The sequence below is a fragment of the Pseudomonas laurylsulfatiphila genome, assembly GCF_002934665.1.
Classification (GTDB): Bacteria; Pseudomonadota; Gammaproteobacteria; order Pseudomonadales; family Pseudomonadaceae; genus Aquipseudomonas; species Aquipseudomonas laurylsulfatiphila.
Genome location: NZ_NIRS01000009.1, coordinates 287,107 through 302,564, shown reverse-complemented (window position 1 = coordinate 302,564; position 15,458 = coordinate 287,107). Strand labels below are relative to the sequence as shown.

Genomic DNA, 15,458 nt, shown 5'->3' with positions numbered 1-15,458 from the left:
ATCTCTCGTCAGCGGGAGGCGAATTCTACAGCGTTACTCGCTGCTGTCAACACCTCTTTTTCAACTTCCTTTACGCTTCGATGACCTGAAGCAACCCGCTGTCGAAAACTGCGTAACTCTTTGTTTATCAAGGAGCTTTCCGTTTCGACTGCGCCGGAAGTGGCGGCGAATTATAGGCCTCCAGAATCTGCCGTCAACACCTTTTTACGCCTATTTGGCAGAAGAGGCCTTTTTAGCCGTTAAACGAGGGATTCGACGAGCTACGGGCGGTAGTCGCAGCACTAACAGCAACGCACCTATAGATGCATAGATCACCCACTCCTTGAGGTCGGCACGCACAATCCAGAGCATATGCAGCAATCCAAGCCCGAGAATGACGTAAGCCAGGCGATGCAACTTCTTCCAACTCGCCCGCAATCGCCGCTGACTGTATCGATTGGACGTCACTGCCAATGCCAGCAAACCAAGAAAGCCCAGCGCCCCGACAATAATGTAAGGCCGCTTGCGCAACTCGACACCCAATTGCGACCAGTCAAAAGCAAGAATGAATGCGGCATAGCTACTGAGGTGAAGCACCACATAGGCAAAACACCACAACCCCAGCTGTCGCCGTACAACAATCCACCCCGGCCAACCGGTGAGCTTCTGCAAAGGCGTCACACTCAAAGTCACGAGCAGCAGAACAAGCGCCCCCAGACCCAATCGATCGACCAGTACCTTGCCCGGATCCGGCCCGAGGGCATCCTCCCAAGCCTGATACAACCACAGCAGCGGCCACACCAGTACCACGACAAAGACACCGATACGCCAAAACGGATAGCGCATCAGTAGTTCTTCCTCAGGTCGAGCCCCGTATATAGAGAGGCAACTTCCTCTGAATAGCCGTTGAACATTTGCGTGTCGCGCACATTGGGCTTGAACAAACCGCTCGGCAGGCGGCGCTCACGAGCCTGAGTCCAGCGAGGATGATCAACCGTGGGATTCACGTTCGCATAAAAGCCATACTCATCCGGAGCAATACCCTGCCAGGTGGTTTTCGGCTGCTCGCTGACCAGACTGATGCGCACGATGGACTTGATGCTCTTGAAGCCATATTTCCAGGGCACCACCAAACGCAACGGCGCGCCGTTTTGATTAGGCAACTCACGCCCGTACATGCCTACCGCAAGAATCGCCAACGGGTTCATCGCTTCATCCAGACGCAGCCCTTCTATATAGGGCCAGTCGATCAAGGCAAAACCGGAGCGCTGGCCCGGCATGCTTTTGGAATCCTGCAGGGTTTCGAAGCGGATGAATCTGGCTTTGGAGGTCGGCTCTACTTCCTTGAGTAACGCCGAGAGAGGAAAGCCGATCCAGGGAATGACCATCGACCAGGCTTCCACGCAACGCAGTCGGTAGATTCGTTCCTCAAGCTGGTATGGCTTCATGAAGTCCTCCAGCGCATATCGCCCCGGCTTGCCCACCTCCCCGTCCACGACCACCGACCACGGCTCAGTCTTCAGCGCGCCGGCATTGGCGGCCGGATCACCCTTGTCGGTGCCGAACTCGTAGAAGTTGTTGTAGTGGGTCGCATCCTTGAACGGCGTGACCGCCTCATCCTTGACGTTGACCGCACCCCACTGGGTCGCAGGAAGTTTTTCGCTGAACCAGGAAGGCGCCTTGCCGGGTTCGACATCCTGGTAACGCGCAGCATCGCCAGCGCTGGCCCATTGCGGCAGGCTGCCCAAAGCGAAGCCGGCAACCGTGGCGCCGAGCACATTGCGTCGAGAAAGATAGAGGGATTCAGGCGTGACGTCCGACTCATGGCAGTCGGACGTTCTGGTGACTTTGATCAGCATGGTTACTCCGCAGCTCTGGAGGACAGATGCACCCATAGACTGCGGAGTATGAGGGAAATTACGCGCTCTTGTTACGGCGAAGACGTAACAGGTATTGAACCGGGCCGGAGGCTGCATAGGCGAGAAACACCAGCAACAGGATGCGCGGCGGATCACTGAACACCACAGCAAACACCAGCACCACAGCGAGAATCGCCACGAACGGCACGCGCCCTTTCAGATCCAGCTCCTTGAAGCTGTTGTACTTGATGTTGCTGACCATCAGCATGCCGGCCGCAGCCACCATCAGCGCAACCAGGAAGGACATCTTCGAGCCCTGAATGCCGTAATCGCTGAATGCCCAGACGATGCCTGCAACAACACCCGCCGCCGCCGGGCTGGCCAGCCCGATAAAGTAGCGCTTGTCCGCCGTACCGACCTGAGTGTTGAAACGTGCGAGACGCAGCGCCGCACCCGCGACATAAATGAAGGCGACCATCCAGCCAACCTTGCCCATGTCACCCAGTGCCCAACCAAAGGCCAGCAATGCCGGTGCGACACCAAAGGCAACCATGTCCGACAGCGAGTCATACTCGGCACCAAAGGCGCTCTGCGTATTGGTCATACGGGCCACGCGGCCATCAAGGCCATCGAGCACCATCGCAACGAAGATCGCGATGGCCGCAAACGCGAAATACTTGCTCGCATTGGCCGAGTCACCCGCACTCAGGGCCGCCTGGGCGCTCATCGAGTTGATGATGGAGTAAAACCCTGCGAACAGGTTCGCAGTGGTAAACAGGTTCGGCAGAAGATAGATACCACGATGCCGGACTTTACGACCTTCAGCGTCATGGCCCTCCTCGACATGTTCATCGATGGGCAGCAGGCTTTCGGCGTCAGAAGCCTGGTTTGGCTCTTCGGGGCGTTCGCTCATGGACATTACCTTGCAACGGGGTGGAAAGTTTGGACAGGTGTCTGGGACGACGGTTCGGCCGCAAACGATGCAGCTTTATACCAGAACCGGTCTCCCAAACGAAAAAACGCGGCCTAAGCCGCGTTTTTTCGTACAAGGGCGTGACTTAGTTTTTAGCTTTGTCGACGATCTTGTTGGCACCGATCCACGGCATCATGGAGCGCAGTTGCTCGCCGATGATTTCGATACCGTGAGCGGCGTTGTTACGACGCTTGGCGGTCATCGAAGGATAGCCGGTAGCGCCTTCGCTGATGAACATCTTGGCGTATTCGCCGTCCTGAATACGTTTCAGGGCGTTGCGCATGGCCTGACGGGACTCGGCGTTGATGACTTCCGGGCCGGTCACGTACTCGCCGTATTCGGCGTTGTTGGAGATCGAGTAGTTCATGTTGGCGATACCGCCTTCGTACATGAGGTCAACGATCAGCTTCAGTTCGTGCAGGCACTCGAAGTAGGCCATTTCCGGCGCGTAGCCAGCTTCAACCAGGGTTTCGAAACCGGCTTTTACCAGTTCAACGGTACCGCCGCACAGAACGGCTTGTTCGCCGAACAGGTCGGTTTCGGTCTCGTCCTTGAAAGTGGTTTCGATGATGCCGGTACGACCGCCGCCAACGCCGGCAGCGTAGGACAGCGCAACGTTCTTGGCGTTGCCCGAGGCGTCCTGGTAGATAGCGATCAGGTCAGGGATACCGCCGCCCTTCACGAATTCGGAACGTACGGTGTGGCCTGGAGCCTTCGGCGCGATCATGATCACGTCGAGGTCAGCGCGCGGCACAACCTGGTTGTAGTGGATCGCGAAGCCGTGGGAGAAGGCCAGGGTGGCGCCTTTCTTGATGTTCGGCTCGATTTCGTTCTTGTACAGGGAGGACTGGAACTCGTCCGGGGTCAGGATCATGACCAGGTCGGCCGCTGCAACAGCGGAAGCAACGTCGGTCACTTTCAGGCCGTGGGCTTCTGCCTTGGCAACGGTAGCCGAACCTTTACGCAGGCCAACAGTCACGTCAACACCGGAATCTTTCAGGTTGCACGCCTGAGCGTGGCCCTGGGAACCGTAACCGATGATGGCAACTTTCTTGCCCTGGATGATCGACAGGTCGCAGTCTTTATCGTAGAAAACTTTCATGAATTTCCCCTATATCAGGCCGTTCAGGCCGTTCGCTAATTTGGTTTAGATGCTGAGTACTTTGTCGCCGCGGGCAATGCCGGTCACGCCACTACGGACGGTTTCCAGAATCGAGGCGGTGCCGATGGACTGAATGAAGCTGTCGAGCTTGTCGCTGGTACCGGTCAGTTGAACGGTATACACGCTGGCGCTGACATCGACGATCTGCCCACGGTAAATATCGGTAGTGCGCTTGATCTCGGCGCGCTGGGCGCCGGTGGCCTTGACCTTGACCAACATCAGTTCGCGCTCGATGTGAGCACTTTCCGACAGGTCGACCAGTTTTACCACTTCGATCAGCTTGTTCAGGTTCTTGGTGATCTGCTCGATGACTTCATCGTGACCGACAGTGGTCAGCGTCAGACGCGACAGGGTCGGGTCTTCGGTTGGGGCCACGGTCAGGCTTTCGATGTTGTAGTTGCGCTGCGAGAACAGGCCAACCACGCGAGACAGAGCGCCGGGTTCGTTTTCCAGAAGCAAGGAAATAATGTGCCGCATGATTAAGTACGCTCCGTCTTGCTCAGCCACATATCGCGCATGGAGCCGTCTTTGATCTGCATCGGATAGACGTGCTCGCTGGTGTCGACCGAAATGTCGATCACCACCAGGCGATCCTTCATGGCGAACGCCTCTTCCATCTTCGACTTCAAGTCCTTCGAATCTGTGATACGCACGCCAACGTGACCGTAGGCCTCTGCCAGTTTGACGAAGTCAGGCAACGACTCCATATAGGAATGAGAGTGGCGGCTGCCGTAGCTCATGTCCTGCCATTGGCGAACCATGCCCAGCACACCATTGTTCAGGATGACGATCTTGACCGGCAAACCGTATTGCAGGCAGGTCGACAGCTCCTGAATGTTCATCTGGATACTGCCCTCCCCAGTGACGCAAACGACGTCGTCATCCGGGAAGCTCAACTTGATGCCCATGGCCGCCGGAAAGCCGAAGCCCATGGTGCCCAGACCACCGGAGTTGATCCAGCGGTTCGGCTTGTTGAACGTGTAGTACTGCGCCGCGAACATCTGGTGCTGACCCACGTCGGAGGCTACAAAGGCATCGCCCTTGGTCACTTCGCACAGGGTTTCGATCACGGCCTGCGGCTTGATGACGCTGCCGTCGCCCTTGTCATAAGGGAACAGGCCACGATCACCGCGCCACTCATCGACTTGCTTCCACCAGCTGGCAACGGACTCCTTGTTAGGGGTCTCGCCGATTTCCTTGAGGATCGCGACCATTTCGGTCAGGACACTCTCGACCGGACCCACGATAGGCACATCGGCCTTGATGGTCTTGGAGATCGAAGCCGGGTCGATGTCGATGTGAATGATCTTGGCGTTCGGGCAGAACTTCGACGCGCCGTTGATGACACGGTCGTCGAAACGCGCGCCGACAGCAAGGATCACGTCAGCATGGTGCATCGCCAGGTTGGCGGTGTAGCTGCCGTGCATGCCAAGCATGCCGATGAACTGACGGTCGGTGCCTGGGTAGCCACCGAGGCCCATCAGGGTATTGGTCACCGGCAGGTTGAGCATCTTCGCCAGTTCGGTCAGTGGTGCGGAACCACCGCCGAGGATCACGCCGCCGCCCGAATACAACACAGGACGCTTGGCCGCCAGGAGCATTTCTGCCGCCTTGCGGATTTGACCGGAGTGACCGCGAACAGCCGGGCTGTAGGAGCGCAGCTTGGCTTTTTTCGGGAAGACGTATTCGAACTTCTCGGCCGGGTTGGTCATGTCTTTCGGAATATCGACAACGACCGGACCAGGGCGACCGGATTGCGCCAGGTAGAAGGCTTTCTTCATGACTTCCGGGATTTCCGACGCGTGCTTGATCATGAAGCTGTGTTTCACGATCGGCCGGGAGATACCGATCATGTCGGTTTCCTGGAATGCGTCGGTGCCAACCATGGTGCTTGGCACCTGGCCGGAAATGACCACCATCGGAATGGAGTCCATGTAGGCCGTGGCAATACCGGTGATGGCGTTTGTCGCGCCCGGCCCGGAAGTCACCAGTACCACACCGGCTTTACCGGTGGCACGGGCGTAGCCGTCAGCCATATGGGTAGCCGCTTGCTCGTGACGAACCAGGATGTGGGTCACTTCCGGTTCTTTGAACAGGGCATCGTAAACATGAAGAAGAGCACCACCCGGGTACCCGTAGATATATTTGACGCCTTCGTCGCGCAAAAAGCGGACGAGCATCTCACCGCCAGATAAAAGCTCCACGTTGCTCACCTCTAAAACGCCAGAATACCGCCCACGAAAAATGGGACGGGTCTTAATAGGTTTACTTCTCAGCAGAGCATGAGCGACGGTGGTCGCCGACTACGTCAGCACTGACTGAGCAAGTATTGGGATCGTCCCAAGTGTTGCGGGCCTTTCCCACCCAGCGCGAGGTAACGCGTTGCGGGTGTAACAGGTCGACGCGGATATGCGCCTCATGATCTGCTGAGAGGGTCTGCTTCTGGCAGTCCCTGTACAGCGGACTTTGGATTCTTCTGTTTCGCCCTTCGCAAGTCAAGTCGTCTATGAGCTTTATTCTACTAAGCACATGAGAACGCAAGAAAAAACCCGTAAATCCGCCCTGTGTTAGCTTCGATTGCGCAACTTTTGGCAAAAAATTGGCACGCGCATGCACTTACCCTGCAACGGCCGACAAAATAGAGAGAGATTGTGGACAACTGCCAGCGGACGCTGGCAGCTTCTGGCTCAGCGAGAGGCGGTGATCAACTGATCAAACTGTTTAAGCAATACCTGCAACTGCCGATCCTTGCCCTGGACATTGCGTCCGGCAAAGACCATTTCAGCCATTTCCTGAATGCCCGAAGCATTGGGTAGCGGCAAATCCTGCTCGAGGATCATCTTCATGCGCGGCAGGAAGATCCATTGCAGCCATTGCTCGAAATCCAGTGTATCGACCGAAAACGGCTCGACACTGGAAAGCGCTTCGGCCGATGGCGAGACTTCATCCCACCAGCCTTGCACCCGCAACTCGCGCTCGATCAACAGCAGTTGATCGGCGATTTTCAGAAAGCGCGCATCCATCACAGCGTTACCTTGGCCTTCTGGCGCGCCAGTGCCGCGCCCTGGGCGTCACCCTGCTTTTCACGGGCCTGGGCAATCAGCTCCCAAAGGTTGGCCTGAAGGGCCGGACGCCCATTGGCCAACGTCAGCCCACGGCGAGCGAACTGCTCGGCCTGGGCTGCATCGCCTTGAGCCATCCGCACCTGCGCCAGACGGTACAGCACCTGCGGTTCACGCGGAGCAACGCGCTGGGCACGTTCAAGGCTGGAAGAGGCACCGTTGAGATCACCGCTCGCCTGTTGCTGCTGAGCGGTGGTCAGCAAAGCCAGTACCGGGCCGTCCAGTTGCTCGTCGGCGGAGAGCCCGCCCGAGCTGGCCGACGGAATCCCGCTTGGCGACGACGGCATGCTGTAGCTGCCCTGGTTGATCGGCGCCGACTGTACCGGCGACGTGTCAATCGGCCCCGGCGTGATCGGCCCCGGGGTAATAGGCGTGGTGCTGATTGGCGTGGAAGTCGTTGCCGCGCCTGGCACCATCACCACGACGCCGCTGTCACCTTGCGGAATCGCCTGGGTCTGCGACTGACCTTGTGCAGGGCGCTTGACGGTCGTCTGGCGGAAGCCGCCATTGGCCGAGATCCGCTCACTGTTGGACACCGCGGTGCCGGAATCCACAACCGGGATCGAACCACGTTGGACGGTAGAGCAACCGCTGAGCAAAGCTACGGCGGCAACCGCTGGAATCAACCACTTGTTCACTTGAAACCCTCTTTGCTTAATTCATCCAGCCCTTGACCCAATCCATCACCGACTCGGCAGGGCTTTCACCACCGCAAGCGGCGCCGGGAGGCGGTTCGCTGCCGCGAATATACGGCATCTGCACGGCACCGGGGCAACCGGCGTCAGAACCTTGCCCGGTTCGCGAATCCACCCAGGCCTGAACGATATTATCCGGCTGCGGCATGTCCAGCGGCAACGGGTCGGCCTTGCGCATGAAGCTGGTCCAGACCTGCAGGGCCCCGGTGGCACCCGTGAATGGCGTCTTGCCGTTGTCATCGCGCCCCAGCCAGACCACCGCCAGCAAGTCCTGGCTGAAACCGGCAAACCAACTGTCTCGCGAGTCGTTACTGGTGCCGGTTTTACCCGCGAGGTTCAGCGTTCTTGGCAACACGTTGTAAACCGAACTGCCGGTACCTTCTCGCATCACGCGCTGCATGGCGCTCTGGATCAGGTAAATGGAGGCCGGATCGAAACGCTGCTGAATCTGGAACGGATAACGCTTGAGCGGCTCGCCTTCGGCCGTCAGCACGCTGCGAATCCCGCGCATTGGTGTATTGAAGCCACCGTTGGCGAGGGTCTGGTACATGGTCGCCACTTCGATGGGCGTCATCCCGCCAGCACCGAGCAACATCGACGGGAAGGCTGGGAATTCACGAGACACCCCCAGGCGCTCCACCGTCTTCAGGACGTTCGGCACACCGACCGCCAGGCCGAGACGCGCGGTCGACAGGTTGTAGGAATGCGCCAGCCCCTGATAGAGGAAGACTGTGCCGTGAGAACGACGATCATAGTTCTGCGGCTTCCAGACCTGGCCGTCGGCGCCCTTGACCGAGAAGGACTCGTCCGACAGCCAACTGGTCAACGTGTACTGGCTCGGCTTCTCCAGCGCGGTCAGGTACACCGCCGGCTTGATCAACGAGCCGATCGGCCGCACAGCATCCAGCGCCCGGTTGAACCCGGCAAAACTGGCCTGGCGACTGCCGATCATGGCCTGTACTTCGCCGGTCTCCGGGTTGGTCACGACCATGGCCGCCTCGACGTCATCAGAACCCTTGCGCCCAGCCAGGCGCTTGAAGGTGTCGTTGACCGAGGCTTCAGCCTTCATCTGCAGGATCGGGTCGAAACTGGTGAAGATGCGCAGGCCTTCTTCGGTCAAGTCTTCGTCGCGATAGTCTTCGCGCAACTGACGCTTGACCAGATCGAGGAAGCCGGGGAACGAGCTGTCCGCCAGACTGCCGCGCTTGGTCACGCCCAGCGGCATTTTCTTCGCCGCCTCAACCTGCTCGGCAGTCGCGACGCCCTGCTCCTGCAGCACATCGAGTACCAGGTTGCGCCGCTCAAGGGCACGTTCCGGATAACGACGCGGGTTATAGGAAGACGGCCCTTTGACCATTCCCACCAGCAGTGCGACCTGATGCAGTTTGAGCTCGGCCAGCGGCTGGCTGAAGAAGAACTGGCTGGCCAGACCGAAACCGTGCACCGCGCGCTGACCGTCCTGCCCGATAAACACTTCGTTGAGGTAAGCCTCAAGGATTTCGCGCTTGTCGTAATGCACTTCAAGCAGCAGCGCCATCATCGCTTCGGTGAGCTTGCGGCTCAGGCTGCGCTCGTTGGTCAGGTAGAAGTTCTTGACCAACTGCTGAGTCAGGGTACTGCCGCCCTGACGCATGCGACCGGATGAACCGTTGACCCAGATCGCTCGGGCGATCGACTTCGGCGAAACACCGAAGTGATGATAAAAATCACGGTCCTCGACAGCCACCAGCGTTTCCAGCAGATACGGCGGCACCTGATCGATCTTGATCAGAATCCGGTCTTCGAGGTTTTTCGGGTACAGGCCACCGATCAGCAGCGGCTCCAGGCGCACCACCGACAGTTTCGAGCCTTTTGCCCCCGCCAACTCGGCCACGTAATCGCCGGAGAAACGCACCCGCACCGGTTGCGCCTGCTCCATGCCTTCATAGAACTGGAAACCACGAGTATTCAGGTCAACGGTATTGCCGTTGACCGACGCCGCGCCCGGACCGTTGGCCACGCTTTCACGGCGATACCCCAGGGCATCGAGCTCGGTCAGGAAATCATCCCGGCTCAGCTTTTGTCCGACGAACAGCTCGAGCGGACGTGCGTAAACCTTGGCCGGAATCGTCCAGCGCTTGCCGGAAAACTTCTCCTGGACGATTGCATCAAGGTAAACGGCGAATCCGGCCAGCACTACCAGGCCGACCAGACTGAGTTTAATGGCCCAGCCCAGCCACGGGCGCAGGCCCCTGGAGGGTGGTTTTTTTGGGGTACGGGGAGTTCGAGTACGAGTCATGGCGGCGGATTATACGCACTTTATTCATACTCAACAGGAGCGCTCCGAGGTTTGCGTCAAGCGGACTTGCAGCCATAATGACCGCCTTGATTTTCCAGACTCTGAAGGATCGCCTGTGAGCCAGACCTTGATCGCTGCCCTGCAAAACCCTGCCCTCTACCCGCACCCGGTAGAAGGATTCCAGGTCATCGAAACCCATATCTCCTGGGTCATTCTCACCGGCCCCTTCGCTTATAAAGTGAAGAAACCGGTCAACTTCGGTTTTCTCGACTTTACCGGCCTTGAGGCTCGCGAACATTTTTGCGCTGAAGAGCTGCGCCTGAACCAGCGCCTGACCGACGATTTGTACCTGGAAGTGTTGCCCGTCACCGGCAGCGCCGAGGCTCCGCAATTGGGCGGCGAAGGGCCAGTCATCGAATATCTGCTGAAGATGCGCCAGTTCCCGCAAAGCGGACTACTGAGCACCCTGCAAGCCAATGGTGAATTGACCACCGCGCACATCGACGAGATGGCCGAGCAAATCGCCCGCTTCCACCTCAACGCCCCCAAAGTGCCGGCCGAACACGAAGCCGGCACCCCGGACAGCGTCATGGCGCCGGTACGGCAGAACTTCGAGCAGATCCGTCCGTTCCTCAGCGATAAAGCCGACCTGTTGCAACTCGACGCCCTGCAAGCCTGGGCCGAAAGCAGCTTCGAGCGCCTCAAACCACTGCTCGCCCAGCGCAAGGCCGAAGGCTTCATTCGTGAATGCCACGGTGATATCCACTTGGGTAACGCAACCGTGATCGACGGCAAGGTCGTGATCTTCGACTGCATCGAATTCAACGAACCGTTCCGTTTTACCGACGTTTATGCCGACACCGGCTTCCTGGCGATGGACCTGGAAGATCGCGGCCTGAAGTGCCTGGCGCGCCGTTTCGTCAGCCAGTACCTGGAGCTGACCGGCGACTATCGCGGCCTCGAGCTGCTGAACTTCTACAAAGCCTACCGCGCACTGGTTCGCGCCAAGGTCGCCCTGTTCAGCATGCCGGCCGACGCCACTGCGGTGCAGCGCGCCACGACCCTGCGCCAGTACCGCAACTACGCCAACCTGGCGGAAAGCTACAGCACCATTCCTTCGCGCTTCATGGCCATTACCCACGGCGTTTCCGCTGTCGGTAAGAGCCATGTCGCCATGCGCCTGGTCGAAGCCCTGGGCGCGATTCGCCTGCGCTCAGATGTCGAGCGCAAGCGTCTTTTCGGCGAGCAAACCGTCGAGAATGATGTACAGGCCGGCATCTATAGTGCCGACGCCAGTGCGGCGACCTATGCCCGCCTGCACGAAATCGCCGACGTCATTCTGCGTGCGGGCTTCCCGGTGGTGGTCGACGCCACTTACCTCAAGCGTGAGCAGCGTGACAGTGCGGCGAAGGTAGCCGAGGCCACGGGTGCACCCTTCCTGATCCTCGACTGCAATGCACCACAGGCCGTGATCGAAAGCTGGCTGGCCGCGCGCCAGGCCGACAAGAAGGACCCGTCCGACGCCACTCTGGCCGTGATCGAAGCCCAACAAGCCAGCCGTGAGGCGCTGACCCCCGCAGAAATCCTCTGCAGCAAGCGCGTCCAGACCAACGAAAGCGGGACTCTCGATACCGTTGTGGAACAGATTCGCCAGCGCCTGCCGGGCCTGTAAAAACTATTTCAGCCGTGAGGCCCTCGCAGGCCTCACGGCTGTTAAACAGTGGCACTATACTGGCGTCATAAAACCATCAGGTGATGCGACATGAGCCAGCCAAAACTTCTCGACACTCCGCTTTATGCCCTGCTGCACAAAGACGACATCAGAGGCTTCAACAGTGAGCGCCCCAAGGATGGCCCCATCGACATGGTGGGTGGAGATTTCCGGGGGCTGGATCTGCGCGAACTGAATGCCGACGGTGTGGACTTCAGCGACGCCTACTTCCGTTCCGCCGACTTGCGCGGCATCGATTTTCGCAAAGCGAACCTGGAAGGCGCGAGCCTGGCCCACGCGCAAATCTCCGGTACCTACTTTCCAGTGGAACTGAGTGCCGACGAAATCCTCATGTCGATGAACTTCGGCACGCGATTGCGCTACCGCACCCGCTGATTACCGTTGCCGGCTGACACGTCCAGTGCCCCCATTGCGCTGGACTGCGGGGATATTCACTCGCCAGCCTTGATTGCTTCCCCCTGCCTCTTCCTTGTGCGATCGCCGACCTTCTACACCCTACCAACACTTGTCTCTTAGAAGCATTTGCGTCGAAAACGAGCAAACAATCACGCTTTTCCTACTGATGGCTACACTCCTCAGAAGATTGCCCACGCTCTCCATTCGGCCATCGCAAGGAGGCTTGATGAATGATGAACTGCAACACCTGAAGAATCTTGGCAAGACGTCAGCGCAATGGCTGCATGCCGTGGGCATCCATAGCGCATCGGACTTGCGTCGCCTCGGGGCGGTGGATGCTTATCGGGCCGTGCGTACGCGCGGCTTTCGGGCGTCCAAGGTGTTGTTGTACGCGATTGAAGGCGCCCTGATGGACGTTCACTGGAATGACATCCCTGCCGAGCGCAAGGAAGCGTTGAACAAACAACTGGAAGCCATTTCTTCACGCCACAAGAACTGATCCGACAAATATTTCAGAAGCTTTGCAACCTGAAACCCAATGATTACGGGGCCTGCAGAAGTAAATTTGGTGACTCGCCAAGAAATCAAAAAACAGCGGTTGACTTGGTAATGAGAATCGATATGATTATCACAACTGGTCGCGAGACTGGTCGATATTCTGAATAGCCCTTGGTTCGGACTCTCAGATTATCTCCTCATCAGGCTAATCACGGTTATTTGACCCGGCTCTTGCCGGGTCTTTTTTGCCTGTGGAAAAGTACAAACGAGATTCGGCGATGGATGCGCCATGTCGATCACCACAACGCGGGGGGGGGGGCAGACGCATGTCAGTTTCCCGGGCATCGAATGGTCAGGCCAAGTATCCTCGACGATAGGCACTTGTCCCCGGCGGGCAAGACGGCCAATTGATCGCATTTAACCGTCAAGCTCGGACCTATCCGGTCACGAGCTGCGGGACCGAGGATAGAGATGAAGTTGCTTTGCGCAGGTGCCGAACTGGTCAATGACAGCAGTCGCGGTTTCGACATTGACGGCCAAAAGCTTTTTGCGGTGCGCCGCAGCGGTCAGGTCCACGTCTACATCAATCGCTGCCCGCACCGGGGCGTCGCTTTGGAGTGGCATCCCGACCAGTTTCTCGACTCCAGCAACAGCCTGATCCAGTGCGCCACCCATGGCGCACTGTTCCTGATCGAAGACGGTGAATGCGTCGCCGGCCCGTGCGCGGGGCAAGCCTTGACCGGCGTGGCTTGCCGCGAGGATGAACAAGGGATCTGGATCAGCCTTTAGCCGCCCGGCAACACGTCCAGACGCCGGTCGACCAGCATTTCCTGGTGGCTCAACCGCACACCGTAAGCCAGCACCTCGACCCCACAGGCCACAGCCTCACGCAAGGCCTGCGCATAAGCCGCATCGATTTCCTGCGCCGGACGCACGGCCTCGATGCCGGTCAGGCAAACACAGTACAACTGCACCGCGCGAATACCGTCCCTGGCCAAGTGGGCCAGCTCCCGCAGATGCTTGGCGCCACGCTGGGTGACTGCATCGGGAAACGCCGCCACCGCCGAACCGTCGAAACCCAGTGTCACGCTTTTGACTTCGACGTAGGCCGGCCCCTCGGGGTAATCGAGCCGGAAATCGATACGACTATTTTCCTGACCATAAGCCACTTCGCGCTTGAGCCCGGTAAAGCCGTTCAATTCCGTGATGATGCCCGCTCGCAGCGCCTCTTCGACCAAACCATTGGCGCGGGCGGTGTTCACACAAAACAACCGCCCTTGCGGGGTTTCGCCGATCTCCCAGGTGCCGGGCAACTTGCGTTTCGGGTCGCTGGAGCGACTGAACCAGACCTGCCCGCCTTCGACCTGACAATTGAGCATCGAGCCTGTATTCGGGCAGTGAATGGTCAGCATCTCGCCGTCAACGGTTTCGATATCGGCGAGAAAACGCTTGTAGCGTCGAATCAGGCGACCTTCTTCGAGGGGGGGATTAAATCGCATCAGCCTTGCCAGCTCCGCAACCCACGGGCAATGCGCTCGACCGCTTCCTGCAAACGCTCGAGATTTTGCGTGTAGGCGAACCGTACATGATGCCCGGCCTGATAACGCCCGAAATCCAGCCCCGGGGTGAAGGCCACATGTTCGGTCTCGAGAAAATGTTTACAGAACGCGAAGGCATCGCCGCCGAACTTGCTGATATCGGCGTACAAATAGAATGCCCCTTCCGGCTCCACGGCAATGCCGAAGCCCAATTCACGCAAGGCCGGCAGCAGGTAATCCCGACGCCGGCCAAATTCGGCGCGACGCTCTTCGAGAATGCTGATGGTTGCCGGCTCGAAACAGGCCAGCGCGGCGTGCTGCGCCATGCTTGGAGCACTGATGTAGAGATTCTGGGCGAGCTTTTCCAGCTCACCGACGGCAGCGTCCGGGGCCACCAGCCATCCCAACCGCCAACCGGTCATCCCGAAGTACTTCGAAAAACTGTTCAGCACGAAGGCACTGTCGTCGACTTCCAGCACGCTGGCTGCATCGGTGCCGTAGGTCAGGCCGTGATAAATCTCGTCGACCACCAGATGACCGTGGCGCTCCTTGATCGCGACAGACAGCTTCGCCAGCTCGTCGCGAGTCAGGATCGTGCCGGTCGGATTGGCCGGCGACGCCACCAATGCACCCACGCTGTCGTGATCCCAATGACGCTCGATCAGGCCAGGCGTCAATTGATAACGCACCTCCGGACCGACCGGGACCAATTGCGCCGCGCCTTCGACCAGTCGCAGGAAGTGCCGGTTGCAGGGGTAACCCGGGTCCGCCAGCAACCAGTGCTTGCCGGGGTCTACCAGCAAAGCGCTGGCCAGCAGCAACGCGCCGGACCCGCCGGGTGTGATGAGGATGCGTCGAGGGTCGATGTTCAAGCCATAACGCTGCTGATAAAAGCCCGAAATGGCCTCACGCAGTTCCGGAATGCCACGCGCGGCGGTGTAACGGGTCTTCCCCGCTGTCAGGGCAGCCTGGCCGGCCTGGATGATCGGCTCGGCGGTGGTGAAGTCCGGCTCGCCGATTTCCAGGTGGATCACATCGTGGCCGGCCGCCTGCAATTCATTGGCCCGCGCCAACAACGCCATGACATGGAAAGGTTCGATCGCGCGACTGCGGGCACTGTAGGGCTGAGCCATTGGCCTTCCTTCAACGGGGGGAAAAAAACCGATTCTACCCAAGCGCAGGAACGAGCGAGAACCTAAAGCGGTCAGAGGGCTTATAACCTTGAC

At 58.9% G+C, this 15,458-nt stretch carries 15 protein-coding genes; 4 read left to right on the top strand and 11 right to left on the bottom strand.

Features of this window, described 5'->3' with window-relative positions:
* Window positions 1-210: 210 nt before the first annotated feature.
* From msrQ to mrcB, 9 genes are all read right to left on the bottom strand, one after another.
* Window positions 211-825 (bottom strand): protein-methionine-sulfoxide reductase heme-binding subunit MsrQ, encoded by a 615-nt coding sequence (gene msrQ / locus CD175_RS29575; RefSeq protein ID WP_104451442.1) that lies wholly within the window; start codon window positions 823-825, stop codon window positions 211-213.
* Window positions 825-1,838, bottom strand: a complete 1,014-nt coding sequence (msrP, locus tag CD175_RS29570; protein WP_104451441.1) for a protein-methionine-sulfoxide reductase catalytic subunit MsrP — start codon at window positions 1,836-1,838, stop codon at window positions 825-827. Before msrP ends, msrQ begins: the two co-directional genes overlap by 1 nt.
* A 58-nt stretch (window positions 1,839-1,896) precedes the next feature.
* Window positions 1,897-2,751: a CDP-diacylglycerol--serine O-phosphatidyltransferase gene (pssA, locus tag CD175_RS29565; protein WP_007971084.1), complete on the bottom strand. Its 855-nt coding sequence runs from the start codon at window positions 2,749-2,751 to the stop codon at window positions 1,897-1,899.
* A 145-nt stretch (window positions 2,752-2,896) separates the two neighbouring features.
* A complete protein-coding gene (gene ilvC / locus CD175_RS29560; protein WP_003228216.1) occupies window positions 2,897-3,913 on the bottom strand; it encodes a ketol-acid reductoisomerase in 1,017 nt (338 codons plus the stop codon).
* A gap of 45 nt (window positions 3,914-3,958) precedes the next feature.
* On the bottom strand, window positions 3,959-4,450 hold the full coding sequence (gene ilvN / locus CD175_RS29555; RefSeq protein WP_003176102.1) for an acetolactate synthase small subunit: 492 nt from the start codon (window positions 4,448-4,450) through the stop codon (window positions 3,959-3,961).
* A 2-nt stretch (window positions 4,451-4,452) separates the two neighbouring features.
* Window positions 4,453-6,177, bottom strand: coding sequence for an acetolactate synthase 3 large subunit (locus tag CD175_RS29550; RefSeq protein ID WP_015096847.1), 1,725 nt, complete (start codon window positions 6,175-6,177; stop codon window positions 4,453-4,455).
* Between the two features lie 483 nt (window positions 6,178-6,660).
* A complete protein-coding gene (locus CD175_RS29545; RefSeq protein WP_104451440.1) occupies window positions 6,661-6,996 on the bottom strand; it encodes a YqcC family protein in 336 nt (111 codons plus the stop codon).
* Window positions 6,996-7,733 (bottom strand): tetratricopeptide repeat protein, encoded by a 738-nt coding sequence (locus CD175_RS29540; RefSeq protein WP_104451439.1) that lies wholly within the window; start codon window positions 7,731-7,733, stop codon window positions 6,996-6,998. Before CD175_RS29540 ends, CD175_RS29545 begins: the two co-directional genes overlap by 1 nt.
* Before the next feature lie 16 nt (window positions 7,734-7,749).
* Complete coding sequence (gene mrcB, locus CD175_RS29535) at window positions 7,750-10,068, bottom strand: penicillin-binding protein 1B (protein ID WP_104451438.1); 2,319 nt, start codon at window positions 10,066-10,068, stop codon at window positions 7,750-7,752.
* A 115-nt stretch (window positions 10,069-10,183) separates the two neighbouring features.
* On the opposite strand from mrcB, the gene CD175_RS29530 reads away from it, so the two are divergent.
* The 4 genes from CD175_RS29530 to CD175_RS29515 all read left to right on the top strand — a co-directional run bounded on the left by CD175_RS29530 (window position 10,184) and on the right by CD175_RS29515 (window position 13,483).
* A complete protein-coding gene (locus CD175_RS29530) occupies window positions 10,184-11,740 on the top strand; it encodes a bifunctional aminoglycoside phosphotransferase/ATP-binding protein (protein ID WP_104451437.1) in 1,557 nt (518 codons plus the stop codon).
* A gap of 90 nt (window positions 11,741-11,830) precedes the next feature.
* Complete coding sequence (locus tag CD175_RS29525) at window positions 11,831-12,175, top strand: pentapeptide repeat-containing protein (protein WP_102701635.1); 345 nt, start codon at window positions 11,831-11,833, stop codon at window positions 12,173-12,175.
* A 247-nt stretch (window positions 12,176-12,422) separates the two neighbouring features.
* Window positions 12,423-12,695 carry a TfoX/Sxy family protein gene (locus tag CD175_RS29520; RefSeq protein ID WP_007971093.1) on the top strand — a complete coding sequence of 91 codons (273 nt, stop codon included), beginning with the start codon at window positions 12,423-12,425 and terminating at the stop codon, window positions 12,693-12,695.
* 470 nt (window positions 12,696-13,165) lie between these two features.
* Entirely contained in the window at window positions 13,166-13,483 is a 318-nt protein-coding gene (locus tag CD175_RS29515; protein WP_104451436.1) for a Rieske (2Fe-2S) protein, read from the top strand.
* Here the strand turns inward: CD175_RS29515 and sfsA are convergent.
* Both sfsA and CD175_RS29505 read right to left on the bottom strand, forming a co-directional pair.
* Window positions 13,480-14,193, bottom strand: coding sequence for a DNA/RNA nuclease SfsA (sfsA, locus tag CD175_RS29510; protein ID WP_104451435.1), 714 nt, complete (start codon window positions 14,191-14,193; stop codon window positions 13,480-13,482). The two genes, CD175_RS29515 and sfsA, sit on opposite strands and share 4 nt — an antisense overlap.
* The gene (locus tag CD175_RS29505) at window positions 14,193-15,365 is read right to left on the bottom strand and encodes a pyridoxal phosphate-dependent aminotransferase (protein WP_007971098.1); all 1,173 of its coding nucleotides are present in this window, start codon (window positions 15,363-15,365) and stop codon (window positions 14,193-14,195) included. The genes sfsA and CD175_RS29505 overlap by 1 nt, the downstream gene beginning before the upstream one ends.
* Between the last annotated feature and the right edge of the window lie 93 nt (window positions 15,366-15,458).

Excerpts from the sequence above, each read along its gene's own strand:
- ilvN (WP_003176102.1), bottom strand. The coding sequence starts at position 4,450 with ATGCGGCACATTATTTCCTTGCTTCTGGAAAACGAACCCGGCGCTCTG.
- CD175_RS29545 (WP_104451440.1), bottom strand. The coding sequence starts at position 6,996 with ATGGATGCGCGCTTTCTGAAAATCGCCGATCAACTGCTGTTGATCGAG.
- CD175_RS29520 (WP_007971093.1), top strand. The coding sequence starts at position 12,423 with ATGAATGATGAACTGCAACACCTGAAGAATCTTGGCAAGACGTCAGCG.
- CD175_RS29515 (WP_104451436.1), top strand. The coding sequence starts at position 13,166 with ATGAAGTTGCTTTGCGCAGGTGCCGAACTGGTCAATGACAGCAGTCGC.
- CD175_RS29505 (WP_007971098.1), bottom strand. The coding sequence starts at position 15,365 with ATGGCTCAGCCCTACAGTGCCCGCAGTCGCGCGATCGAACCTTTCCAT.
- msrP (WP_104451441.1), bottom strand. The coding sequence starts at position 1,838 with ATGCTGATCAAAGTCACCAGAACGTCCGACTGCCATGAGTCGGACGTC.
- ilvC (WP_003228216.1), bottom strand. The coding sequence starts at position 3,913 with ATGAAAGTTTTCTACGATAAAGACTGCGACCTGTCGATCATCCAGGGC.
- mrcB (WP_104451438.1), bottom strand. The coding sequence starts at position 10,068 with ATGACTCGTACTCGAACTCCCCGTACCCCAAAAAAACCACCCTCCAGG.
- msrQ (WP_104451442.1), bottom strand. The coding sequence starts at position 825 with ATGCGCTATCCGTTTTGGCGTATCGGTGTCTTTGTCGTGGTACTGGTG.
- CD175_RS29525 (WP_102701635.1), top strand. The coding sequence starts at position 11,831 with ATGAGCCAGCCAAAACTTCTCGACACTCCGCTTTATGCCCTGCTGCAC.
- sfsA (WP_104451435.1), bottom strand. The coding sequence starts at position 14,193 with ATGCGATTTAATCCCCCCCTCGAAGAAGGTCGCCTGATTCGACGCTAC.
- pssA (WP_007971084.1), bottom strand. The coding sequence starts at position 2,751 with ATGAGCGAACGCCCCGAAGAGCCAAACCAGGCTTCTGACGCCGAAAGC.